This is a genomic window from Kribbella sp. NPDC050820 (assembly GCF_040653975.1).
GTDB lineage: Bacteria > Actinomycetota > Actinomycetes > Propionibacteriales > Kribbellaceae > Kribbella.
Map to the genome: position 1 here is coordinate 77,702 of NZ_JBFAHB010000027.1, position 21,209 is coordinate 98,910.

A 21,209-nucleotide genomic window follows, 5' to 3' on the forward strand; every position below is an offset into this window, starting at 1 on the left:
TCCTACGGACCTTGGTCCCGGTCGTCAGGGGATATCGACCGCTGGCCAAGTCCGGCTGCCCGGGCCCACGCTGGATAGACGAGGGGGTGCCGGGATGGCCGTCGAAAGCCGAGCGTCACACGTCCGCGTCGCCCGCCGGACACAGCAGCTCGCCGCCGAGGTGGCGTTGATCACGACCGCGATCGTGCTGTACTTCGTCGTCCGTGGGCTGATCCACACCCGGATCGATGCCGCCTTCCGGAACGCCGAGTACGTCGTCGAGCTGGAGCGTCTCGGGGGATTCTTCGTCGAGCCAGAGCTGCAAGCTGTCATCGCCGGGCACGGCTGGCTGGTCGACGCGGTGAGCTACTTCTACATCTACGGACACTGGCCGGTGGTGCTGGCCACGTTGCTGTGGCTGCTGATCAGGCACCGCGAGGCGTATCGGACGGTCCGCAACGCGATCTTGATCTCCGGGGGGATCGGGCTGGTGATCTTCGCCACCTTCCCGGTCGCGCCGCCGCGGTTCCTGCCGGCGTACGGCTTCGTCGACACGGTCACCGAGCAGACTTCGGCGTACCGGGTGCTGCAGCCGCCGGCCTTCGTGAACCAGTACGCCGCCGTGCCGAGCCTGCACTTCGGATGGAACCTGCTGATGGGGATCGCGATCGCCGCCCTGGCCGGCCACTGGGTCATGCGCTTGTTCGGTTGGCTGATGCCGCTGGCCATGTTCGCCTCGATCGTCCTGACGGCGAACCACTACGTCTTCGACGGCCTCGCCGGGGGTGTCATCGCCCTGCTGGGCCTGTTGATCGCATCCCGCCGTACCAAGGGCTTGAGGGCCACCGCGGAAGGTCGAAGGTCCACTCGTTCCGATGCGTAGGCCCCTGCTGCGCCGACAGGCGTTGCGGTGTTGTGGAGATGGAGAAGGAACGGCGCCTCCGCAGCGCCGCCCGACTCCCGGAGACCGGTCCGGCCGGGCGCGCCCGGCCGAGCCGGTTCGCAACGAGGGAGAGGAAGCACCGTGATGAGGCGTGTGGTGATCCTGGGAGGCGGCACCGCCGGTACGACGATCGCCAACAGGCTCCGGCGGCGGTTGGCATTCGACGAGTGGCAGATCACAGTGATCGACCGCGACGGCGAGCACCTGTACCAGCCGGGCCTGTTGTTCATACCGTTCGGCCGGGAAACGGCTGCCGAGGTGCTGAGACCGCGCCGGAGGCTTTTGCCGAAAGGCGTTCAGCTGCTGACCGCGGAGATCGCGGCGGTGGATCCGGAGCGCAAGGTCGTCCAGCTGGGCGATGGGGGAGCGGTGGCCTACGACTATCTGGTCATCGCGACCGGAACCAGTCCCCGCCCGGATCAGACACCCGGGATGCTCGGGCCTGAGTGGCGCAAGAGCATCCACGACTTCTACACCTACGAGGGTGCGCTCGCACTCCGTGAGGCCCTGGACGCCTTCCCGGGCGGGCGCCTGGTGGTGCACGTCGTCGACCAGCCGATCAAGTGCCCGGTCGCGCCCCTGGAGTTCACCTTCCTGGCCGAGTCCTACTTCCGTGCCAATGCCATGCGCGATCAGGTCGAGCTCGTCTACGTCACGCCGCTCGACGCCGCGTTCACCAAGCCGATCGCGGCCCGGTATCTCGGCCGCCTGCTGACGGAGCGGAAGATCGGCGTCGAGACCGACTTCCTGGTCGAGCGCATCGACGCCGAGCGCAAGACGCTGGTCAGCTACGACGAGCGCGAGATCGGGTACGACCTGCTGGTCACCGTGCCGCTGAACATGGGCGCCGCCTTCGTCGGCGCGTCTGGGCTGGGTGACGAGCTGAACTACGTCCCGGTCGACAAGCACACCCTGCAGTCGCTCGCCCATCCGGACATCTTCGCCGTTGGCGACGCCAACGACCTGCCGACCTCGAAGGCCGGCTCGGTGGCGCACTTCTCGAGCGAGATCTTCGTGGCGAACTTCTGCCAGTACGTCGAGGGGTGTGCGATGACCCACCATTTCGACGGCCACGCGAACTGCTTCGTCGAGACCGGCGACGGCAAGGGACTGCTGATCGACTTCAACTACGACACCGAGCCGCTGCCCGGCCGCTTCCCGCTCGGCCGCGTCGGCCCGTTGGCGCTGCTGCGGGAGACACGGGCGAACCACTGGGCCAAGGTCGCGTTCCGCTGGATCTACTGGCACCTGCTCGTGCGCGGCCGCCCGCTGCCGGTGCCGGCCCGGATGTCCATGAGCGGCAAACACCGACCGGACGAGGAGGTCCGACCATGACCGTCGTCAGCGTTGGCGACACCCGCATCCACGTCGACTCGGAGGGTTTCCTCACCGAGTACGGCGAGTGGACCGAGGAGCTCGCCGGGCAACTGGCAGCCAACATCGGCATCGAGCTCACCGACGAGCACTGGCAGGCGATCCGCTTCCTGCGCGCGGACTACCCGGCCCACGGGGAGACCGCGACCCTGCGGCGGGTCTCGACCCTGGCCGGCATCCCGATCAAACGGCTCTTCGCCCTGTTCCCCAGCAAGCCGGCCAAGAAGATGGCCTACATCGCCGGCCTGCCGAAGCCTCGTGGCTGCGTGTGAGAGGAGCACCGTCATGACCACTGCCGAGACCGCGCCGCTGTTCGTCCCGGACTTCGGTGACGAGCTGACCGAAGGGCGCAAGCTGGCGATCATCTGCTCGAAGGGCAACCTGGACATGGCCTACCCGGGCCTGATCCTGGCGAACGCCGCCCTCGGGGAGGGGGTGGAGACGCACCTGTTCTTCACCTTCTGGGGGTTCGACATGATCACCAAGTCGCGGATGCACGACCTCAAGTTCACGATGCTCGGCAACACCGCGACGCACCTGCCGCAGGGCCTCGGAGGCCTGCCGGGGATGACCGCGATGGCCACCCACCAGATGAAGAAGCAGATCCACGAGGCCGGCGTCCCCGACGTACCGGAGTTCCTCGAGCAGATCGTCGCCTCCGGCGGTCACCTGTGGGCCTGCCGGATGTCCGCCGACATGATGCACCTGGACGAGTCCGACCTGTACGACGACGTCGAAGGCATCATCAGCGCCGCCGACTTCATCGAGAAGACCGAGGGAGCCCAACTCCTGTTCATCTGAGGCCGGGCATGTCAGCGGGCCAGGTAGCCGCCGTCGATGTACAGCTCGAGGCCGGTGACGAACGAGGCGTCGTCGCCGGCGAGGTACGCCACCCCGGCCGCGACCTCGTCCGTGCGGCCGAGCCGGCCCATCGGCGTGAGCTGGGTCATCACGTCCCAGAACGGCGTGTCCCGCGCCGCGTCCAGGATCGGGGTGTCGATGAAGCCGGGATGGATGGAGTTCACCCGGACACCTTCGGTCGCCCAGTGCAGCGCGGCGTTCTTGGTCAGCGTGCGCACCGCGCCCTTCGCCGCGTGGTACGCCGGTGAGGTGCCGAAGCCGCCGCTGGTGCCGAAGATCGAGCTGATGTTGATCACCGACCCGTGCCCGGAGGCTTTCAGGTACGGCGCAGCCGTGCGCATGCCGAGGAAGACGCCGGTCTGGTCGACGTCGATCGTGTGCTGCCAGTCCTTGAGCGTGGTCTCCTCGATGGTCGCCAGATCGCCCATGCCGGCGTTGTTCACCAGAATGTCGATACCGCCGAGCTCCTCGGCGGCCAGACTGCACACCGACTCCCAGTCCACTTCGCTCGCGACGTCGTGCCTGGCGAAGAGCGCACGCGCGCCGGAGTCCCGAAGCGCCTCGGCCACTGCTTCACCGGCGTCCACCGCGATGTCCGTCAGCAGTACTGCGGCGCCTTCGGCGGCGAGCCGCCAAGCGGTCGCCTTGCCGATTCCACTGGCCGCGCCGGTGATCAGCGCAACCCCGACCGTCAAGCCTGCCCATGATGTGCTCCTTCGGATGCGTGCCGGATGGTCGTCATGAAACTCTCTTGGAGGCCGCGGTCACCGGCAGCCCGGCCGCGGAGGACAGGAGGGTGCGGAGGCGGCTGACGAAGCGGGCGGTGGGGGCGCCGTCGACGATGTCGTGGTCGACGCTGACGGTGAGCTGCAACCACTCGCGGTCGACCAGGTGGCCCTGGCACAGGATGGGGCGGCGGGTGATGCCGCCGATGACGATGCTGAGCGTGTGCAGCTGGAAGGCGATGCCCCAGCCGCCGCCCGCGCCGAACATACCGACGGCCGTGACGCCCACCGTCCCGGCGAGCGCCCGTTGCCGATGCGGGAAGCGATGCAGTGATCCCAGCAGGCCGGTCCGGACGAAACCGGGCAGCAGCAGGTAGGCGCGCACCCAGGGTGCCTTGCCCACGGACGGGCTGAGGTGTGGATCCGCTTTGACCGCGTGAATCTCGTTCTGCAGGTCCCGTACGTCGCGCGCACCGGCGTCGCGGAGGACGTGGGTGAACGCGAACGGGCTGCCGTCCACGTCGACCTCGATCGGCAGGCCGATGTCGACCTGGTCGAAGATCACCTCGCGACCACGCAGATCGCGATACGCCTGGACAGTCGGGTCAGCGGCGACCGCGCGGGCGACACACGAGATGACGAACGCCGTGAACGACAGGTCCTCACCGGTCACGGCCTCGTGCGACCGCAGGGCTGACCGGGCCGTGGTGACGTCGACCTCGAACAGGCCGTGTACGGCGTGGCGTCGTCGAGCCGCGCGTCCGGCGTCGATCACGAGATGCCGAACCCAGGGCCTGCGGACGACCTTCGAGTCCTGGTGCCGCATGTCCACCTCCACTGCCGATCTGATTCGAGCATCGGCACCGAGGACGCTCGCTGCACCGGCCGACCGGTCCATGTCCGCCGGGACTTTCGGCTCTACGAGCCGCCGCCTGAGCGGGGTTTGCTCGACGGACAACCAGAACCGAGAAAGGCATGCCATGAAAGCAGCAGTCGTGACCGACTTCGAGGCACCGCTGGAGATCCAGGAGCTTCCCGTCCCCGAGCCCGGCGCCGGCGAGGTGCTGGTGCGGATGGAGACCAGCGGGCTCTGCCACACCGACATCCACGCGGCCCACGGTGACTGGCCAGTGAAGCCGACTCCGCCGTTCGTCCCGGGCCACGAAGGCATCGGCGTGGTGACCAAGCTGGGCGCCGGGGTGACCGAGCGCGCGGTCGGAGAGCGGGTCGCGATCGCGTGGCTCGGCTACGCCTGCGGGAAGTGCCGGTACTGCATCGGCGGCTGGGAGACGTTGTGCCTGGAGCAGCACAACTCCGGCTACTCGGTCAACGGGAGCTTCGCCGAGTACGCCGTCGTGTCGGCAGCGTTCGCGACACCCGTGCCCGACGGGGTGTCCTCGCGGGACGCTGCGCCGCTGACGTGTGCCGGTGTGACGACGTACAAGGCGATCCGGGTCGCCGGTGTCGCACCGGCCGAGACGGTCGCGATCTTCGGGGTCGGCGGCCTCGGGCACCTGGCGCTGCAGTACGCGCGGATCGCGGGCGGGATCACCATCGGCGTCGACATCGAGGACTCGAAGCTGGAGATGGCGACCGAACTCGGCGCCGACCACGTCGTGAACGCGGCGACGACCGATCCGGTCGAGGCGATACAGGCACTCGGTGGGGCCGACGTCGCGGTCGCGCTGGCGGCGAATCCGCAGTCGTTCGACCAGGCGTTTCGTTCGCTGCGCCGCGGGGGCCGCCTGGTCTGCGTGGCGCTGCCCGCCGACGACGGCGCGCTGAACCTGCCGATCTTCGACACGGTCCTGAGTGGCAAGAGCGTGATCGGCTCGATCGTCGGCACCCGCAACGACCTCGCCGACGTCTTCGCGCTGCACGCCGCCGGGCGGACCCGGGTCATCGCGGTCGACCGCAAGCTCGACGAGGTCAACCAGTCGATGACCGACGTCCTGTCCGGCGCGGTTCCGGCCCGAGTCGTCTTCCAGTTCTGACCAGAGTCGTGGTGTGGTGGTAAGAGGCGGTGAGTCCGATGATCGAGCTGTCGGCGGGGGATCGGGGTGCGATGCTGCGGGCGGCGGTGGCTGCTCCTTCGATGCACAACACGCAGCCCTGGCGGTTCCGGTTCCACGGCGGGGAGGTCGAGGTGTACCGGGACCGGTCGCGGGAGCTGCCGGCCGAGGACCCGGACCGGCGGATGTTGTTCCTGTCGCTGGGTGCGGCGATCTTCAACCTGCGCGTCGAGGCGGCGGCCCGGGGGTACGGTTCCCGGGTCCGTCACCTGATGGACCAGCGGCGGCCGGATCTGGTCGCGGTCGTGGAACTCAGTGCCGAGCACAGCGACCGGCTCGAGCTGCTGGCGCCGTACGTGGTCCATCGGCGGTCCAACCGGGAGCCGTTCAGCGCCGAGCGGCTGCCGGGCCAGCTGCGGGCCGAGCTCGGCCTGAGCGCCCGGATCGAGGGCGCCGAGCTGCAGTGGATCGACAAGCCGGGCCGCCGGTGGTGGTTGCGCCTGGCAACCAATGACGCGGCCGCCGCCGACGACGAGGACGAAGCGCGGACGGCAGAGCGGCGCCTGTGGGTCGGTGGTGAACGGGATGCCGACGGGGTTCCGTCGAGTGCGCTCGGTCCACGGGTCGCCGGCGGGAACGCGGTGGTGCGCGAGCTGGGCGCGACGGAGGCGGACTTGGCCCGCCCGGTGGCCGACTTCGAGCCTGAGCCGCAGCTTGCGGTGCTGGTGACCCGGCGCGACGGACCGATCGAATGGTTGCGCGCCGGACAGGCACTGGAGCGAGTGCTCCTCGAGGCGACCGCTCGGGGAGTGGCGACATCGCTGCTGAACCAGGCGATCGAGCACGAGGAGCTGCGCACGCAGGTCACCGATCCACTCGGGCCCTGGCTGCGCCCGCAGGCGGTCATTCGGTTCGGGTACGGGCCGAGAGTGCCGCCGACGCCGCGGCGTCCGCTCGCCGACATCGTCGTACCGGACGACCCGGCCGCTGGAGACGGGACGGGTGGGCCCGAGCAGTAGGACCTTCGACCCTGACCTGCACCGGCGCGTCGCGGGAGTCTGGAGCTACAGGGGATGAGACCGGCTCGCCGGAATCGGACCGAGAACAGGTGACCACAGCGTCACAAGATTCGCCGTCATCAAGACGGTTCCGGCCCGGCGAGCCGGTCCCTGCATCGTCGAGCCGGAAGCCAGGGGGATTCCATGAGCACCGTGAAGAGGCGTTCGGGGGAGCGGTGGGTGCTCATGCAGGCACGCCGGCTGGGGTTCGGCCGGAACCCGCTGCGACGCCCCGCGGACAGGATCGAAACGGCTGTGCTGTGGTGCGCGCTGATTGCCGCGCTGCTGATGGTGCCGGTCGGAGCGGCCGTCGGTACGGCGTACCGGAACTCCAGCAATGCCGCCGCAGACGCGCAGCGGGCGCTGCTGCACGAGGTCAAGGCACGGACTCTGGAGGGCACCGAACGCTACGCGCCGTCCGCACCCGGCGACACGCTCTCGATGGTGCGGATCGGGTACGTCGACCAGCAGGGCGTCGAGCGCGAGGCGGTCACGACCGTCGTGATCGGGACGAAGGCCGGTGACGAGGTGCCGGTGTGGCTCGACCGGAACGGCAACGTCGTCCGCGCGCCGCGTACCGGTGTGGACACTGCCGCGGTCGGCAGCGTGATCGGCATGCTCACCATCGCCGGCTCCTGGCTGGCGCTGTGGGCGCTGGTTCGGCTGGCCCGGATCCCACTGGACCGCCGCCGGGCGCGCGACTGGGCGAGCGAGTGGAAGTCGGTCGCTCCGCGCTGGATGCGCTAGCCGACCGAAGCCGGCCCGAGGCCGGACCGGCTCCTGGTGTGCGTTTTCACCGGTGGCGGGCGATGCGGTCCATCGCGGCTCGTACGTCGGTCTCGGTCGGTTGCGGCGAGAACACGTCCCAGGCGTGGAAGGCCACGCCGATGCCCCAGCCGAAGATCGGGAAAGCCGGCCAGAAGAACTCCGCGCCGGTCAGGAACCAGATGACCACCAGGAAGGTGTTCACCGTCAGGTAGGCGAGGACATGGCCGGTGAACTCCCGGCGCTTGCGAAGATCCTCCACTGCCTGCTCGCGCAACGACTCCTCGGTCTGGATCGGACCCAGTGGTTGCTCGTCCATGACTGCCTCCTTCTTCGTCACTTCCACCGTCGTACGGCGGTCTGCGGTGCCCCAGAGCCGTCGGTCCCGTCCTTCACCTGCCCAGAGCGGGACCTTCGGCTCTCCTGGCCCCGCTGTCCCGGACAGACGCTGGCGGTGACAGAGGAGGTCTGTGATGACCATGACGACGTACCCCGTCAGAGTGGACGGGGCCCTCGACGACCGGCTGAATCGCTGGTTGTGGCTGGTGAAATGGGTGCTGGTGATCCCGCACCTGTTCGTTCTCGCGTTTCTGTGGATCGCGTTCGCGGTGCTCAGCTTCGTGGCGTTCTTCGCGATCCTGTTCACCGGGCGCTACCCGCGCTCGATCTTCGACTTCAACGTCGGGGTACTGCGATGGACGTGGCGGGTGCAGTTCTACGCGTACGGCGCACTCGGCACCGACAAGTATCCGCCGTTCACGCTGGACGACGTGCCGTCGTACCCGGCGCACCTGGAGGTGGAGTACCCGCAGCACCTGTCGCGCGGCCTGGTGCTGGTGAAGTGGTGGCTGCTCGCGATCCCGCACTACATCGTGCTCGCCTTCTTCATCGGCGGCGGCGCGTGGTTCGCGACCCAGGACAACTCCTGGGAGTGGGGCTCCGGCCTGGTCGGACTGCTGGTGCTGATCGCAGCGGTGGTACTGCTGTTCACCGGACGCTACCCGCGGTCGATCTTCGACCTGGTGCTCGGCATGGACCGGTGGGCCCTGCGGGTCGCGGCGTACGCCGGGCTGATGGTCGACAAGTACCCGCCGTTCCGGCTCGACATGGGCGGTGACGACCCTGGGACGACCAGGCTCGAGCAGCGGTCGCTGCAGCCCTCGCCTTCAGCGGCCCTGCCACCGCCGCCGTCGCGCGAGCCCACGCTGCGGATGTCAGCTGGACGGACGATCACCCTGGTGCTGGGCATCGTCGCGACGCTGGCGTCGGTCGTCGGCCTGGCCGTCGGCGGCGGGCTCGCTTGGCTCGATCTCGGCATGCGCGACTCCGCCGGTTATGTCACCACGGACAAGGTGACGCTGGAGACCTCCGGCTACGCCGTGGCGAGTGAGGAGCTGACGATCCACGCCGACGGTGCGACCTTGCCGCGCAAGCTGTTCGGCGACGCCCGGGTCCGGGTGCTGGCCGACGACGGCGCCCCGGTCTTCGTCGGCATCGCCAGCAGTGCCGACGTGCGGGCGTACCTGGCCGGCGTCGCGTACACCACGGTGACCTCGGCCCGCCCGTACAGCACGACGTACGACGACCACGCGGGAGGCGCGCCGTCGACGCCGCCGACCGAGGTGGCGATCTGGCGGACGCAGGCGGCCGGATCCGGTGAGCAGACCATCACCTGGCCGGTCGAGAACGGTGACTGGATGCTCGTCGTGATGACGCCGGACGTCGCCGCGAACTTCGCCGTACAGGCCGACTTCGGCGCGACCGCACCTGCGCTGACCGGGGCGTGGATCGCGGTGCTGGCCACCTCAGGCGGGTTCCTCCTGCTCGGCACGCTCGCCGTCGTCCTCGCGGTCGTACGGCGGCCCGAGCCGGGACCTTCGACCCTGGAGCCGGCGTCGACCGGCCGGTCGAATGAAAGGGAGGACATCCACTGACCGGAGGGCCGATCATGAGCGTACGTGTGGGGATCAACGGATTCGGGCGCATCGGAAGGGACTACCTGCGCTGCGTGCTGGACCGGGGATCGAGCGGCATCGAGGTGGTCGCGATCAACGACATCGCGGCACCGGCGACACTCGCGCACCTGCTGCGCTACGACTCGACGTACGGCCCGCTGAAGGAGGAAGTCGGTCACTCCGACGACACGATCACGGTCGGCGGCCGCACCCTGCGTGCGACCGCCGAACGTGATCCCGCCCAGCTCGACTGGGCTGCTGTCGGCGCGGACATCGTGATCGAGTCGACCGGCAGGTTCCGCACCCGCGAGGCGGCCGGCGCGCATCTCACCGCGGGCGCCCGCAAGGTGATCCTGTCCGTGCCGGGCAAGGACGTCGACGCGACCGTCGTGCTCGGTGTCAACGAGGACGACTACGACCCGGCCGTGCACCAGGTGATCTCGAACGCCTCGTGCACGACGAACTGCGTGGCGCCGATGGTGTCCGTGCTGCACCGGGCGTTCGGCATCGAGCGCGGGCTGATGACGACGATCCACAGCTACACCAACGACCAGGTGCTGCTCGACTCGCCGCACAAGGATCTGCGCCGCGGACGTTCCGGGGCAGCGAACCTGATCCCGACCAGCACGGGCGCCGCCCGGGCGGTCGGCCTGGTCATCCCCGAACTCGCGGGGAAGATCGACGGCGTGGCGGTGCGGGTCCCGGTCGAGGACGGCTCGCTGACCGATCTCTCGGTCGAACTGTCCGGAACCGTGACCGTCGAACAGGTCAACCAGGCCTTCGCCGACGCGGCTGCCGGTCCGCTGAAGGGCATCCTGCGCTACACGACCGACCCGATCGTGTCCCGCGACATCGTCGGCGACCCGGCGTCCTGCATCTTCGACGCACCGCTGACGCAGGTCCAGGACCACCTGGTGAAGGTCTTCGGCTGGTACGACAACGAGTGGGGCTACACGAGCCGCCTGGTCGACCTGACCGAGCTCGTGGCCCGCTCACTCTGACAGGAGAGTGACATGAACGGCGAGTGGGTCGTCCGGCCCCAGGACGACGGCGGAACCGACCCGGCACAGGTCGGCGCGAAGAGTGCCGAGCTGGCTGAGCTGTCCCGCAAAGGCATCCGCGTGCCGGCAGGCTTCGTGGTCACGGCGGACGCCTACCGGGAGTTCGTCCGCGCGGCCCGCCTGGGCCCGGTGATCGCGGCTGAGCTGCGCAGGTACCGGGCCGGCCGTGACGTGGTCGCAGTCGCCGCCGCGATCCGCACCGCCTTCCGCGAAGCCTCGTTGCCGCCGGCATTGGTCGACGAGATCCTCGCGGCGTACCAGGAGCTCGGCGGCGACGGCACCGAGGTCGCGGTTCGTTGCAGTCCGGTCACCCGGTACGACAACGAGCGCGAGGAGGTCTTCCTCCGGCTCCGCAGCGGAGCGGACGTCGTCGCGGCGTGCCGGCGTTGTTTCGCCGCGCTCTTCAGCTTCGTGGCCGTCGGCAACCGTGAGCTCCGCGGCCCCGATCACCTGGCCGCCGCGATGCCGGTCGTCGTACAGGAGTGGGTCCGGTCCGACCTCGGCGCCTCCGGAACGGCCCGCGGTGAGAGCACGTTCGTCCGCGTCAGCGCCGTCTCGGGGCCGGACGGCGATCCGGACCGGTACTCGGTGCACCCGGGTGCTCGCCCGATGATCACCAGGCACCTGATCACCAGGCATCGCGGCGGCGTGTCGCGAGTGGTGCTCACCGACGACGAGCTCCAGGAACTGGCCTGCTGGTCGGGCCTGGTCGACAAGCACTTCAAACGCCCGATGGAACTCGAGTGGGCCAAGGACGGACCTTCCGGCCGGCTCTTCCTGATCGAGGTCCGGGAGTGGTCGCTGCCGGCGGTCACGCTGCCGGGGCCGGCGCCCGCGGTCCGGGTGCACAGGCGCTGAGGGGGACGCGATGTTCGAGGTGCGGGTCCACGGCCGGGGTGGCCAGGGGGTCGTGACGACCGCGGAGTTGCTGTCGGCCGCCGCCTTCGCGGAAGGCCGGCAGGCGCAGGCGTTTCCCACCTTCGGGTCGGAGCGGACCGGAGCGCCGGTGGTCGGTTTCTGCCGGTTCGACGACCTGCCGATCCGATCCCACGAACCGGTGGCGAACCCCGACGCGGTGATCGTTCAGGACGCGAGTCTGGTGCACCAGGTCGATGTCTTCGGTGGGTTGCGGGACGACGGCTACGTGCTCGTGAACACCTCCCGGTCACTGTCCGAGCTCGGGCTCGACGCCTTCGCCGGGCGGTTCCGGCCGGAGCGGGTGACGGCGGTTCCCGCCACCGAACTGGCCTTGACACATCTGGGGCGCCCGCTGCCGGGCGCCGTGCTGCTGGGCGCGTTCGCGGCGCTCACCGGCCGGCTCCGGCTGGAGTCCGTGGTCGCGGCGATCCGGGAGCGGTTCGCCGGGCCGATTGCCGCCGGCAACGTTGCCGCGGTCGAGGAGGCGTACGCCCGGGTCATCCGGCAACTGGAGGGGGCTGATCGTGCTCAAGCAGGTTGAGGGTTCCCGCGCGGTGGCGGAGGCGGTCGCGCGCAGCCGGCCCGAAGTGATCTGTGCCTATCCGATCTCGCCGCAGACCCACATCGTCGAAGCGCTCAGCGGGTTGGTGGCGTCGGGCGAGCTGGCGCCGTGCGAGTTCGTCAACGTGGAGTCGGAGTTCGCCGCGATGTCGGTCGCCATCGGCGCGTCCGCGACCGGCGCCCGCGCCTACACCGCGACCGCCAGTCAAGGCCTGCTGTACATGGCCGAGGCACTCTACAACGCCTCCGGACTCGGCTTGCCGATCGTGATGACGGTCGCCAACCGCGCGATCGGCGCCCCGATCAACATCTGGAACGACCACAGCGACTCGATGTCGCAGCGAGACTCGGGCTGGCTGCAGCTGTACGCCGAGAGCAACCAGGAAGCCGCCGACCTGCACGTCCAGGCGTTCCGGATCGCCGAGGAGCTCTCGCTGCCGGTGATGGTCTGCATGGACGGATTCGTGCTCACCCACGCGGTCGAGGGCGTGGATCTGCCGGGTCAGGACCAGGTGGACGCGTTCCTGGAGCCCTACGTCCCCCGCCAGGTGCTCGATCCCGGCGATCCGATGACGATCGGCGCGATGGTCGGGCCGGAGGCCTTCACCGAGGTCCGCTACCTGGCGCACCAGCGGCACCTGCGGGCCCTCGAGGTGATTCCGGAGGTGGCGGCGGACTTCACCGCAGCCTTCGGACGCGATTCCGGCGGGCTGATCCGGCCGTACCGGTGCGGCGACGCGGACACCGTGGTCATCGCGCTCGGCTCGGTGCTGGGCACGATCAAGGACACCGTCGACGAGTTGCGCGACGAAGGCGTCGACATCGGCGTCGTCGGCGTCACCACCTTCCGGCCCTTCCCGACCGAAGCGCTGCGTACGGCGTTGCGCGGTGTGCGACGGGTCGTCGTACTGGAACGGGCGCTCGCCGTCGGCATCGGCGGGATCGTGACCGCCGACGTCCGGGCTGCCTGGTCCGGTGAGCCGTTCACCGTCATCGCCGGTCTGGGTGGCCGGCCGGTGACCAAGAAGTCGCTGCGGGCGCTGTTCGCCGACGCCGTCGCCGACCGGCTGGAACCCCTGACCTTCCTCGATCTGAAGCATGACGTCGTCGAGCGCGAGCTACGGCGGACGGGCTGAAAGGAGTCTGGCCATGCCGGCAGAACGCGTGAAGTTCTACCAGACCGGGAGTTTCGCGGTGGGCAACCGGCTGCTCGATCCCGGGCAGCGATCGATCCAGGCGGACAGCGGGCGGACGAACTCGCTGAACTCGGGCCACCGCGCCTGCCAGGGCTGCGGTGAGGCGCTCGGTGCCCGCTACGTGCTCGACACCGTGATGCGTGCTACCGGCAACCAGTTGGTGGCGGTGAACTCGACCGGCTGCCTGGAGGTGTTCTCCACGCCGTACCCGGAGTCCTCCTGGCGGGTTCCGTGGCTGCACTCGCTGTTCGGCAACGCGCCCGCGGTCGCGACCGGAGTCGCGGCGGCCCTGAAGGTGAAGGGCCGCAGCGAGGTCCGCGTGCTGGGTCAGGGAGGAGACGGCGGCACGGTCGACATCGGGCTCGCCTGTCTGTCGGGGATGTTCGAGCGCAACGACGACGTCCTGTTCGTCTGCTACGACAACGGCGGCTACATGAACACCGGCGTCCAGCGGTCCGGAGCGACGCCGCACGGAGCGGTCACCACGACCACACCGGCGGGAAGCTCCTTCGGACAGGGCAAGAGCGTGCCGTTGATCGCGATGGCCCACCGGATCCCGTACGTCGCCACCGCGACCGTCGCGGACCTGCGGGACCTGGAGTACAAGGCCCGCCGGGCGATGGAGTTCCACGGCGCCCGGTACCTGCACGTCCTGGTGCCGTGTCCGCTCGGCTGGCGCTTCGGCTCGGCGGAGACGATCCGGATGGCCAGGCTGGCCACCGAGACCGGAATCTTCCCGGTGTTCGAGGCCGTCGACGGCGAGGTGACCGACGTGACCAGGATCCGCCGGCTTCGCCCGGTGGCGGACTACCTGCGGCCGCAGGGCCGCTTCGGCCACCTGTACGGCGACCGCCCACGGGAGGACCTGATCACCCGGATCCAGGCGGAGGCGGACCGCAACATCCGCACCTTCGGCCTGACCGGACCCGACGAGGTGAGTTAGATGCCTGAGGCAAACAAGCACGAACCGCGGCCGTTCGCGATCACGCTCGACGTCGGATCGAGCCTGGCGAACAAGACCGGCTCGTGGCGCACCGAGCGCCCGGTGTACCTGGACCGGATGCCGCCGTGCAACGACGCGTGTCCGGCCGGCGAGAACGTCCAGCAGTGGCTGTCCGACGCCGAGGAGGGCAACTACGAGGCGGCCTGGCGGCAGATCATGGCCGACAACCCGTTCCCGGCGATCATGGGCCGGGTCTGCTACCGGCCGTGTGAGACCGCGTGCAACCGGGCCGCGCTCGACCAGCCGGTCGGGATCAACTCCGTCGAGCGCTTCCTGGGTGACGAGGCGATCCGGCAGGGCTGGTCGGTCACGGTCGACGCGCCGCCCACCGGCAAGCGGGTGCTGGTCGTCGGCGCCGGCCCTTCCGGGCTGTCCGCCGCCTACCACCTGAGCCGGCTCGGTCACGAGGTGACCGTGCGGGACGACTCCGCGGAGGCCGGCGGCATGATGCGGTACGGCATCCCGTCGTACCGGCTGCCCAGGGACGTGGTGGACGCCGAGGTCCGGCGCGTCGTCGATCTCGGCGTGCGGCTCGAGCTCAGCACCCCGGTGACCGACCTCGCGTCGGCGCTCGCGGACTTCGACGCCGTCTTCCTGGCGGTCGGCGCGCACATCGGCCGGCGGGCCGACATCCCGGCCGGTGACTCGGCGCGGATCGTCGACGCGGTGTCCCTGCTCGCCGGGCTGGAGAACGGCGAGGAGCCGCTGCTCGGCCGCCGGGTCGCCGTGTACGGCGGTGGGAACACCGCGATGGACGTGGCCCGCACCGCGCGCCGGCTCGGCGCGACCGATGCCGTGGTCGTCTACCGGCGGACCCGGGACCGGATGCCGGCGCACGAGATCGAGGTGCAGGAGGCGCTCGAGGAGGGCGTCCGGATGCGGTGGCTGTCGACGATCGCCTACGCCGACGCCGACCGGGTGCTGATCGAGAAGATGCGGCTGGACGACACCGGCTTCCCGCAGCCGACCGGCGAGTTCGACGAACTGGACGTGGACTCCGTGGTGCTCGCACTCGGTCAGCAGGCCGACCTCGCGCTGGTTCGGGACCTGCCCGACGTCCGGGTCACTGACGGCGTCGTCGAGGTCGACCAGCGGATGATGACCGGCCGCGCCGCCCTGTTCGCCGGCGGCGACCTGGTGCCGGGCGAGCGGACCGTCACCGTGGCCGTCGGCCATGGCAAGCAGGCCGCCCGGAACATCGACGCCTGGCTGCGCGGAACGACGTACCAGCACGCGGACCGGCCCGGGCTCGCGACGTACGACCGGCTGAACACCTGGTACTACGCGGACGCGCCGGCCACCGTCCGGCCGCAGCTCGAGGTCGCCCGGCGGATCACCACGTTCGACGAGGTGACCGGTGGACTGACCGCGGAGACGGCGTTGTTCGAGGCCCGTCGCTGCATGTCGTGCGGGAACTGCCTGGAGTGCGACAACTGCTTCGGCGTCTGCCCGGACAACGCGGTCATCAAGCTCGGCCCCGGCAAGGGCTACGAGATCGATCTCGACTTCTGCAAGGGCTGCGGGCTGTGCGCGGCCGAGTGCCCGAGCGGCGCCATCTCGATGGTCCGTGAAAGCTACTGAGACACCGAAGAAGGAGACTGCCATGGACCAGCCGAGGATCGCTTGGCTGAAGGACGAGGCCGGCACCGATCTGGCCAGTGTCGGCGGCAAGAACGCCTCGCTCGGCGTGATGCTGCGTGAGCTCGGGGCCGAGGGCATCAACGTCCCCGACGGCTTCGCGAGCGGCCCGGCTAGTCAGGTTCTACCAGGAGGTGATCTTCATGCAGACACGGCCGGCGTTGAGTGAGCTCGGTCTGAGCAGTGGCAAGAAGACGAGGTTGCGGCGGATCCTGTTCGATCACGGCCTCCGCAACGGCACGGCGTTCTTCCTGCCGTACGACCAGGGCCTGGAGCACGGCCCGCGGGACTTCTTCGCGAACCCGCAGGCCTCCGACCCGGCCTACATCGCCAAGCTCGCGATCGCGGGGCAGTTCAACGGCATCGCGATCCAGATCGGCCTGGCCGAGAAGTTCTACTGGGACTACGCGGGCGAGATTCCGCTGATCCTGAAGCTGAACGGCAAGACCGACATCCCGTCCGACGAGGCGGCGCTCTCACCGGTGCACGCGAGTGTCGAGGACGCGGTCCGGCTGGGCGCGGACGCGGTCGGCTACACGCTGTACGTCGGATCGCCGGCCCAGGAGACGGACTTCGCGCAGTACCGGAAGATCCGCGCCGATGCCGAACGGTTCGGCATGCCGCTGGTCGTCTGGGCGTACCCGCGCGGCGCTGCGATCGAGGCGAAGGGCGGCAAGGACTCGTTCTACGCGGTCGACTACGCGGCCCGGGTCGCCAGCGAGCTGGGCGCCGACGTGGTGAAGGTGAACTTCCCGCACCCGGAGAAGCGCGACAACGTCAAGCCGCAGTACCGCGAGGTGTTCACCTCGCAGCAGGCCATCGACGCGGTCGTCCGCTCGGCCAACCGCACGCTGGTGCTGGTGTCCGGCGGCGAGAAGGCCGGTGACGAGGCGATGCTGCGCAAGGCCGAGCAGGCGATGGACGCCGGCGGCCTCGGCCTGATCTTCGGCCGCAACGTCTGGCAGCGCGGGTACGACGAGTCGCTGCGGTTCGTCGACTCGCTGCAGAAGATCCTCTCCCAGCACCCGAGCAAGTGAAGGGCACGAGAGTGGCTGGTCACGATCGTGCGAAGAAGTGAGGAGCGACGATGAAGCACTATCTGACGGTCGCGGACGTGATGACGACCGACGTCGTCACCGTGGCCGGAGAGGACACCGTCGGCATCGTGACGCGGTCGGATCTGCTCAAGGCGTTCCTGTCCCCGGACGGTTGTCCGTGACGTCGACGGTGTCGTCGGTGTGCGCAACAAGCTCACGTGGGCCTTCGACGACACTGCTCCCGCTCCGGGCACCACGGGCTTGCACCGCAAGAGCGTCAGCGGCCGTGCGCCGTGGAGATGTCGCGGCCGTCGAGGGCGGGAAGCGCGATCGCCACCAGGACGGCTGAGCCGGCGACCAGCCAGAGGTAGCCGGTCTGGAAGCCGGCGCCGAGAGGACCGCCCTCGAAGGCTTGGTGGATGGGGGAGTACGGCTGCCAGGACTCGAACCGCGGCACCATCAGCCCGGCGGCGTAGATCACGTACGCGGCGGTGGCCGCTGCGGCCGCGACGGCGATCGCCACGGCCCGGCGGCCGGTGAGTGCGCCGGCGGCGAGGGCGAGTACGCCGTACTCAGTGCCGAGCAAGGTCAGCGCGAGCGCTCCGCTGGCGGCGGCGGACACGCTGATGCCGAGTCCGAAGATCAGACTGCCGAGGATGGTGGCGGCCAGCAGCGCGGAACCGAGCACGGCGAGCGACGCGGCCAGTGCGAGAGCCTTGTCGACCACGATCCGTGCTCCTGAGACAGGGGTGACGAGCAGGAGTTCGAGGGTGCCCTGCTCCTCTTCGCCGGCGATCGCGCGGGCGCCGTGCCCGATGCCGTAGACGAGGAAGAGTCCGGGCAGGAGCAGCGTGAACAGCTCGGCGTTGAGGAAGCCTGTTCCGGTGTTCATCGCTTCCAGGTCGAAGAACGCGCGGAGCTCCTCCGGGAAGGACCGGTACAGCTCGGTCAGGTTCGGCATGTCCCGCACCGACGGCCAGAGTGCGCACTCGAGCAGCACGAGCAGCCCGATCGCGATCGACCAGCCGAGCAGCCCGCGGCGGGCGTCGCGCAGCGACTTCAGGAAGACGGTGCGGAACATGGCGTTCACCCTTCGCTGGAATAGTAGTCGAGGAAGGCCGCCTCCAGGTCGGTCTCGTGACTGACCACATTGGTGACGTCGTACGGCGCGACGGCCTTGATCAGCGTCGCCGTCGATCCAGTGATCGAGAGGTGCGCGACGCGGCCGTCCACGGTGAGTTCCCGGACGCCTGGCACGCAGCGGATCCGCTCCAGCGGCGGTACGTCGGCGAACGTGAGATCGAGCCGGCGCCGGGCACGGTCCTTGAGATCCTGGACGGACTGGACCGTCACCAGACGGCCCGCCCGCAGGATGGCGACCGTGTCGGCGACCGCCTCCACCTCGGAGAGCACATGCGAGGAGAGGAAGACGGTCCGTCCGGCGTCCCGGGTCTCGCGCAGCAGCTCGCGGAACTCGCGCTGCATGATCGGGTCGAGGCCGGTGGTCGGTTCGTCCAGGATCAGCAGGTCGGGGTCGTGCATGAAGGCCTGGACGATGCCGACCTTCTGCCGGTTGCCGCGGGACAGTGCGCCGATCCGGACGCCGAGGTCCAGGTCGAACCGCTTGGCCAGCAGATCGATCCGCTCCGTCGGCACGCCGCCGTACAGGTGGGCGAAGTAGGTCAGGTACTGCGCCCCAGTGAGGCCGGGGTAGGCGACGAAGTCACCGGGCAGGTACCCGATCCGGCGCTGCAGGGCGTCGTACTGGTCGGCCGCGTCGAACCCGAAGACCATCGCCGATCCCGACGTCGGGCGGATCAGCCCGGCGAGCAGCCGGATCGTCGTGGTCTTGCCGGCGCCGTTCGGGCCGAGATACCCGAGGACGACACCGGCCGGGACGTCGAGGTCCAGGTCGTCGAGAGCCGTCCGGCGGCCGAACCGCTTGGTCAGCCGGCGCGTCCTGACGACGATGTTGTCCATGGCAACGATCCTTCAGGGATGGTGGACGACGGCGATCGGGCAGCGGGAGTGGTACAGGACGCCGCGGGACACCGGGCCCATTCCCAGCTCGGAGAACGAGGTCTCGCCGAGGCCGCCGACCACGACCAGATCGGCGCGCTCGGACTCCTGGGCGAGGGCGCGGACCGGATGCTCGGCCACCCCTCGCTGGTCGACGACGACGCCCGGGTACTTGGTCCGCCACCCGTCGAGGCTGCGAGTCAGCAGTTGGTCCGCAACAGCCGCCCACGGCCGGCCGCCGACGTCTGCCGGGAACTCGGCCGCGTGCACGCCGCGCACCTCGGCATCGGTGGCGTCCGCGAGTTCGAAGGCGAAGCGGACCGCGTCCTGGCCCTCCAGCGACCCGTCGACACCGACGACGATCCGCCGGTGCGGGGGAGCGGTCGCATCCCACATGGCCGGTACGACGATCAGCGGTACGTCGGTGTTCGGCGCCGTACAGACCTGCGACGTCGAGCCGAGCACGAGCTCCGCGAAGCCGCCCAGGCCACGGCGAGCCACGACAAGCGCCCGCGCGTGTCCGGCCTGCTCCGGCAGAACCTTGGCCGGATGACCGTGGCAGACCTCGAGCGAGGCGTCTCGGAAGCCGATCCGTTCGAGCTCCCGGGCAGCATCGATCAGTACCTCGGTGCCGTCGTCCGGCCCGGGCAGCGGTGCGACCGCCGGGAGGTCGTGGTCGTCGTCCAGCACGTAAACCGCGTGCAGGGGCGCGTGGTGCAGGGTTGCGAAGCGCGCTGCCCAGGTGAGGGCGAGCAGGCCGTCTTGTGATCCGTCGATCCCGACCAGGACCGGGCTCTGCGCTGACATCGTGACACCTTCCGGGGCTCGCGGTTCTGCACTTCCAGTCAAGCTCCGCGGGCCGGGCGCGGGGAGGGCGGAAGGTCCCGGGCTGCGGGTTCCGAAGGTCCCACCGGCTGGGGTGGTTCGGCCGCAGCCACGACCGGGTCCGGACAGCCATCGTCGAGAGTGGAACGTTTCGCCGAGGGAGGTCTGCGATGAAGGCATTGGTCTACAACGGTCCGGGGCAACGGAGTTGGCACGAGGTGCCGGATCCGGTGATCCAGGACCCCGAGGACGCGATCGTCCGCGTCGACGCGGTCACCATCTGCGGCACCGATCTGCACATTCTCAAGGGCGACGTGCCGACCGTGCAGAAGGGCCGCATCCTGGGGCACGAGGCGGTCGGCACGATCACGGCGACCGGCTCCGGCGTTCGCGGCGTGGCGGTGGGCGACCGGGTGCTGATCTCCTGCATCACGTCGTGCGGCCGCTGCGAGTACTGCCGGCAGGGGCACTACGGGCAGTGCCTGGGCGGCGGCGGATGGATCCTCGGTCACCTGATCGACGGGGTCCAGGCCGAGCAGGTCCGGGTGCCGTTCGCCGACCGGTCGGTGCACAAGCTGCCGGACAACGTCTCCGACGAGGAGGCGGTGCTGCTGGCCGACATCCTGCCGACGTCGTACGAGGTCGGTGTGCTGAACGGCCGGGTCTCGCCGGGCGACACGGTGGTCATCGTGGGCGCCGGTCCGATCGGGCTGGCCGCGATCGCCACTGCGAAGCTGTTCAGCCCGGCGCGGAGCGTCGTGGTCGACGCCGCCGAGTCGCGGCGCAAGGCGGCTCTGGACCGCGGCGCCGATCTCGCCCTCGGCCCGGACGAGAGCGTCGAGGAGACGGTGCGCGAGCTGACCGGCGGTCTGGGCGCGGAGGTCGCGATCGAGGCGGTCGGCATCCCGGCCACGTTCGAGCTGTGCGCCCGGGTGGTCCGTCCCGGTGGCACGGTCGCCAACGTCGGGGTGCACGGCGCGCCGGCGACGCTGCACCTGGAAGACCTGTGGATCAAGAACATCACGATCACCACCGGCCTGGTCGACACGTCGACGACCCCGCGCCTGCTGTCGATGCTGTCGGCCGGCAAGCTGCAGCTGCCCGGCCTGATCACGCATCGGTTCGGCATCGACGAGATGCAGGACGCGTACGACGTCTTCTCCCGCCCGGCCGAGACCGGCGCGCTGAAGGTCGCCCTGTTCAGCGAGCAGGGCGTCGAGTAGGTCGATGAGATCCGCGGCCCGCACCGATCGGTGCGGGCCCCGCGGGAGTGTTTGGG

General features: G+C 69.8%; 24 protein-coding genes. 18 read left to right on the top strand and 6 right to left on the bottom strand.

Annotated features, from left to right (window positions below):
- Positions 1-94 precede the first annotated feature (94 nt).
- From AB0H36_RS23275 to AB0H36_RS23290, 4 genes are all read left to right on the top strand, one after another.
- Complete coding sequence (locus tag AB0H36_RS23275; protein ID WP_360526925.1) at positions 95-862, top strand: phosphatase PAP2 family protein; 768 nt, start codon at positions 95-97, stop codon at positions 860-862.
- Positions 863-1,006: 144 nt separating this feature from the next.
- The gene (locus AB0H36_RS23280; RefSeq protein ID WP_360526929.1) at positions 1,007-2,257 is read left to right on the top strand and encodes an FAD/NAD(P)-binding oxidoreductase; all 1,251 of its coding nucleotides are present in this window, start codon (positions 1,007-1,009) and stop codon (positions 2,255-2,257) included.
- Complete coding sequence (locus tag AB0H36_RS23285; protein ID WP_360526932.1) at positions 2,254-2,568, top strand: TusE/DsrC/DsvC family sulfur relay protein; 315 nt, start codon at positions 2,254-2,256, stop codon at positions 2,566-2,568. Before AB0H36_RS23280 ends, AB0H36_RS23285 begins: the two co-directional genes overlap by 4 nt.
- 13 nt (positions 2,569-2,581) lie before the next feature.
- Positions 2,582-3,097, top strand: a complete 516-nt coding sequence (locus tag AB0H36_RS23290) for a DsrE/DsrF/DrsH-like family protein (RefSeq protein ID WP_360526935.1) — start codon at positions 2,582-2,584, stop codon at positions 3,095-3,097.
- An 11-nt stretch (positions 3,098-3,108) separates the two neighbouring features.
- Here AB0H36_RS23290 and AB0H36_RS23295 read toward each other — a convergent pair whose 3' ends face one another.
- Positions 3,109-3,852 carry an SDR family oxidoreductase gene (locus AB0H36_RS23295; protein ID WP_360526938.1) on the bottom strand — a complete coding sequence of 248 codons (744 nt, stop codon included), beginning with the start codon at positions 3,850-3,852 and terminating at the stop codon, positions 3,109-3,111.
- 43 nt (positions 3,853-3,895) lie between these two features.
- Complete coding sequence (locus AB0H36_RS23300) at positions 3,896-4,708, bottom strand: 2-oxo acid dehydrogenase subunit E2 (protein ID WP_360526941.1); 813 nt, start codon at positions 4,706-4,708, stop codon at positions 3,896-3,898.
- 169 nt (positions 4,709-4,877) lie between these two features.
- On the opposite strand from AB0H36_RS23300, the gene AB0H36_RS23305 reads away from it, so the two are divergent.
- From AB0H36_RS23305 to AB0H36_RS23315, 3 genes are all read left to right on the top strand, one after another.
- Positions 4,878-5,876, top strand: coding sequence for a zinc-dependent alcohol dehydrogenase (locus AB0H36_RS23305; RefSeq protein WP_360526944.1), 999 nt, complete (start codon positions 4,878-4,880; stop codon positions 5,874-5,876).
- Positions 5,877-5,914: 38 nt separating this feature from the next.
- A complete protein-coding gene (locus tag AB0H36_RS23310; RefSeq protein WP_360526947.1) occupies positions 5,915-6,913 on the top strand; it encodes a hypothetical protein in 999 nt (332 codons plus the stop codon).
- A gap of 183 nt (positions 6,914-7,096) precedes the next feature.
- Positions 7,097-7,699, top strand: a complete 603-nt coding sequence (locus AB0H36_RS23315; protein WP_360526950.1) for a hypothetical protein — start codon at positions 7,097-7,099, stop codon at positions 7,697-7,699.
- A gap of 46 nt (positions 7,700-7,745) precedes the next feature.
- On the opposite strand, the gene AB0H36_RS23320 is transcribed toward AB0H36_RS23315, so the two are convergent.
- Positions 7,746-8,036 (bottom strand): 2TM domain-containing protein, encoded by a 291-nt coding sequence (locus AB0H36_RS23320; RefSeq protein WP_360526953.1) that lies wholly within the window; start codon positions 8,034-8,036, stop codon positions 7,746-7,748.
- Positions 8,037-8,190: 154 nt separating this feature from the next.
- Here AB0H36_RS23320 and AB0H36_RS23325 point away from each other — a divergent pair, with 154 nt between their 5' ends.
- Genes AB0H36_RS23325 through AB0H36_RS23370 form a run of 10 tightly spaced genes read left to right on the top strand, consistent with a single transcriptional unit; the run spans position 8,191 to position 17,268 of the window.
- Positions 8,191-9,651, top strand: coding sequence for a DUF4389 domain-containing protein (locus AB0H36_RS23325; RefSeq protein ID WP_360526956.1), 1,461 nt, complete (start codon positions 8,191-8,193; stop codon positions 9,649-9,651).
- 14 nt (positions 9,652-9,665) lie between these two features.
- Positions 9,666-10,673: a type I glyceraldehyde-3-phosphate dehydrogenase gene (gene gap / locus AB0H36_RS23330; RefSeq protein ID WP_360526959.1), complete on the top strand. Its 1,008-nt coding sequence runs from the start codon at positions 9,666-9,668 to the stop codon at positions 10,671-10,673.
- Positions 10,674-10,685: 12 nt separating this feature from the next.
- A complete protein-coding gene (locus tag AB0H36_RS23335) occupies positions 10,686-11,591 on the top strand; it encodes a PEP/pyruvate-binding domain-containing protein (protein ID WP_360526962.1) in 906 nt (301 codons plus the stop codon).
- 10 nt (positions 11,592-11,601) lie between these two features.
- Positions 11,602-12,192 (top strand): 2-oxoacid:acceptor oxidoreductase family protein, encoded by a 591-nt coding sequence (locus tag AB0H36_RS23340; RefSeq protein ID WP_360526965.1) that lies wholly within the window; start codon positions 11,602-11,604, stop codon positions 12,190-12,192.
- Positions 12,176-13,348 carry a transketolase C-terminal domain-containing protein gene (locus tag AB0H36_RS23345; RefSeq protein WP_360526968.1) on the top strand — a complete coding sequence of 391 codons (1,173 nt, stop codon included), beginning with the start codon at positions 12,176-12,178 and terminating at the stop codon, positions 13,346-13,348. The genes AB0H36_RS23340 and AB0H36_RS23345 overlap by 17 nt, the downstream gene beginning before the upstream one ends.
- Before the next feature lie 13 nt (positions 13,349-13,361).
- Positions 13,362-14,351 (top strand): thiamine pyrophosphate-dependent enzyme, encoded by a 990-nt coding sequence (locus tag AB0H36_RS23350; RefSeq protein ID WP_360526971.1) that lies wholly within the window; start codon positions 13,362-13,364, stop codon positions 14,349-14,351.
- Positions 14,352-15,992, top strand: coding sequence for an NAD(P)-binding protein (locus AB0H36_RS23355; RefSeq protein WP_360526974.1), 1,641 nt, complete (start codon positions 14,352-14,354; stop codon positions 15,990-15,992). It begins immediately after the preceding gene.
- Positions 15,993-16,014: 22 nt separating this feature from the next.
- Positions 16,015-16,218, top strand: coding sequence for a hypothetical protein (locus AB0H36_RS23360; protein ID WP_360526977.1), 204 nt, complete (start codon positions 16,015-16,017; stop codon positions 16,216-16,218).
- A complete protein-coding gene (locus tag AB0H36_RS23365; RefSeq protein WP_360526980.1) occupies positions 16,193-17,086 on the top strand; it encodes a fructose-bisphosphate aldolase in 894 nt (297 codons plus the stop codon). Before AB0H36_RS23360 ends, AB0H36_RS23365 begins: the two co-directional genes overlap by 26 nt.
- Positions 17,087-17,136: 50 nt before the next feature.
- Positions 17,137-17,268: a hypothetical protein gene (locus AB0H36_RS23370; protein ID WP_360526983.1), complete on the top strand. Its 132-nt coding sequence runs from the start codon at positions 17,137-17,139 to the stop codon at positions 17,266-17,268.
- 95 nt (positions 17,269-17,363) lie between these two features.
- Here AB0H36_RS23370 and AB0H36_RS23375 read toward each other — a convergent pair whose 3' ends face one another.
- From AB0H36_RS23375 to AB0H36_RS23385, 3 genes are read right to left on the bottom strand one after another with little or no spacing between them, the layout of a single operon-like run.
- Positions 17,364-18,167, bottom strand: a complete 804-nt coding sequence (locus tag AB0H36_RS23375; RefSeq protein WP_360526986.1) for an ABC transporter permease subunit — start codon at positions 18,165-18,167, stop codon at positions 17,364-17,366.
- A gap of 5 nt (positions 18,168-18,172) precedes the next feature.
- The gene (locus AB0H36_RS23380) at positions 18,173-19,066 is read right to left on the bottom strand and encodes an ABC transporter ATP-binding protein (RefSeq protein ID WP_360526989.1); all 894 of its coding nucleotides are present in this window, start codon (positions 19,064-19,066) and stop codon (positions 18,173-18,175) included.
- Between the two features lie 12 nt (positions 19,067-19,078).
- Positions 19,079-19,912 carry a universal stress protein gene (locus tag AB0H36_RS23385; protein ID WP_360526992.1) on the bottom strand — a complete coding sequence of 278 codons (834 nt, stop codon included), beginning with the start codon at positions 19,910-19,912 and terminating at the stop codon, positions 19,079-19,081.
- 188 nt (positions 19,913-20,100) lie between these two features.
- Here AB0H36_RS23385 and AB0H36_RS23390 point away from each other — a divergent pair, with 188 nt between their 5' ends.
- On the top strand, positions 20,101-21,153 hold the full coding sequence (locus AB0H36_RS23390; RefSeq protein ID WP_360526995.1) for a zinc-dependent alcohol dehydrogenase family protein: 1,053 nt from the start codon (positions 20,101-20,103) through the stop codon (positions 21,151-21,153).
- Positions 21,154-21,209 lie beyond the last annotated feature (56 nt).

Excerpts from the sequence above, each read along its gene's own strand:
- AB0H36_RS23275 (WP_360526925.1), top strand. The coding sequence starts at position 95 with ATGGCCGTCGAAAGCCGAGCGTCACACGTCCGCGTCGCCCGCCGGACA.
- AB0H36_RS23280 (WP_360526929.1), top strand. The coding sequence starts at position 1,007 with ATGAGGCGTGTGGTGATCCTGGGAGGCGGCACCGCCGGTACGACGATC.
- AB0H36_RS23285 (WP_360526932.1), top strand. The coding sequence starts at position 2,254 with ATGACCGTCGTCAGCGTTGGCGACACCCGCATCCACGTCGACTCGGAG.
- AB0H36_RS23290 (WP_360526935.1), top strand. The coding sequence starts at position 2,582 with ATGACCACTGCCGAGACCGCGCCGCTGTTCGTCCCGGACTTCGGTGAC.
- AB0H36_RS23300 (WP_360526941.1), bottom strand. The coding sequence starts at position 4,708 with ATGCGGCACCAGGACTCGAAGGTCGTCCGCAGGCCCTGGGTTCGGCAT.
- AB0H36_RS23310 (WP_360526947.1), top strand. The coding sequence starts at position 5,915 with ATGATCGAGCTGTCGGCGGGGGATCGGGGTGCGATGCTGCGGGCGGCG.
- AB0H36_RS23315 (WP_360526950.1), top strand. The coding sequence starts at position 7,097 with ATGAGCACCGTGAAGAGGCGTTCGGGGGAGCGGTGGGTGCTCATGCAG.
- AB0H36_RS23320 (WP_360526953.1), bottom strand. The coding sequence starts at position 8,036 with ATGGACGAGCAACCACTGGGTCCGATCCAGACCGAGGAGTCGTTGCGC.
- AB0H36_RS23325 (WP_360526956.1), top strand. The coding sequence starts at position 8,191 with ATGACCATGACGACGTACCCCGTCAGAGTGGACGGGGCCCTCGACGAC.
- gap (WP_360526959.1), top strand. The coding sequence starts at position 9,666 with ATGAGCGTACGTGTGGGGATCAACGGATTCGGGCGCATCGGAAGGGAC.
- AB0H36_RS23335 (WP_360526962.1), top strand. The coding sequence starts at position 10,686 with ATGAACGGCGAGTGGGTCGTCCGGCCCCAGGACGACGGCGGAACCGAC.
- AB0H36_RS23340 (WP_360526965.1), top strand. The coding sequence starts at position 11,602 with ATGTTCGAGGTGCGGGTCCACGGCCGGGGTGGCCAGGGGGTCGTGACG.
- AB0H36_RS23350 (WP_360526971.1), top strand. The coding sequence starts at position 13,362 with ATGCCGGCAGAACGCGTGAAGTTCTACCAGACCGGGAGTTTCGCGGTG.
- AB0H36_RS23355 (WP_360526974.1), top strand. The coding sequence starts at position 14,352 with ATGCCTGAGGCAAACAAGCACGAACCGCGGCCGTTCGCGATCACGCTC.
- AB0H36_RS23360 (WP_360526977.1), top strand. The coding sequence starts at position 16,015 with ATGGACCAGCCGAGGATCGCTTGGCTGAAGGACGAGGCCGGCACCGAT.
- AB0H36_RS23365 (WP_360526980.1), top strand. The coding sequence starts at position 16,193 with ATGCAGACACGGCCGGCGTTGAGTGAGCTCGGTCTGAGCAGTGGCAAG.
- AB0H36_RS23370 (WP_360526983.1), top strand. The coding sequence starts at position 17,137 with ATGAAGCACTATCTGACGGTCGCGGACGTGATGACGACCGACGTCGTC.
- AB0H36_RS23375 (WP_360526986.1), bottom strand. The coding sequence starts at position 18,167 with ATGTTCCGCACCGTCTTCCTGAAGTCGCTGCGCGACGCCCGCCGCGGG.
- AB0H36_RS23380 (WP_360526989.1), bottom strand. The coding sequence starts at position 19,066 with ATGGACAACATCGTCGTCAGGACGCGCCGGCTGACCAAGCGGTTCGGC.
- AB0H36_RS23385 (WP_360526992.1), bottom strand. The coding sequence starts at position 19,912 with ATGTCAGCGCAGAGCCCGGTCCTGGTCGGGATCGACGGATCACAAGAC.
- AB0H36_RS23390 (WP_360526995.1), top strand. The coding sequence starts at position 20,101 with ATGAAGGCATTGGTCTACAACGGTCCGGGGCAACGGAGTTGGCACGAG.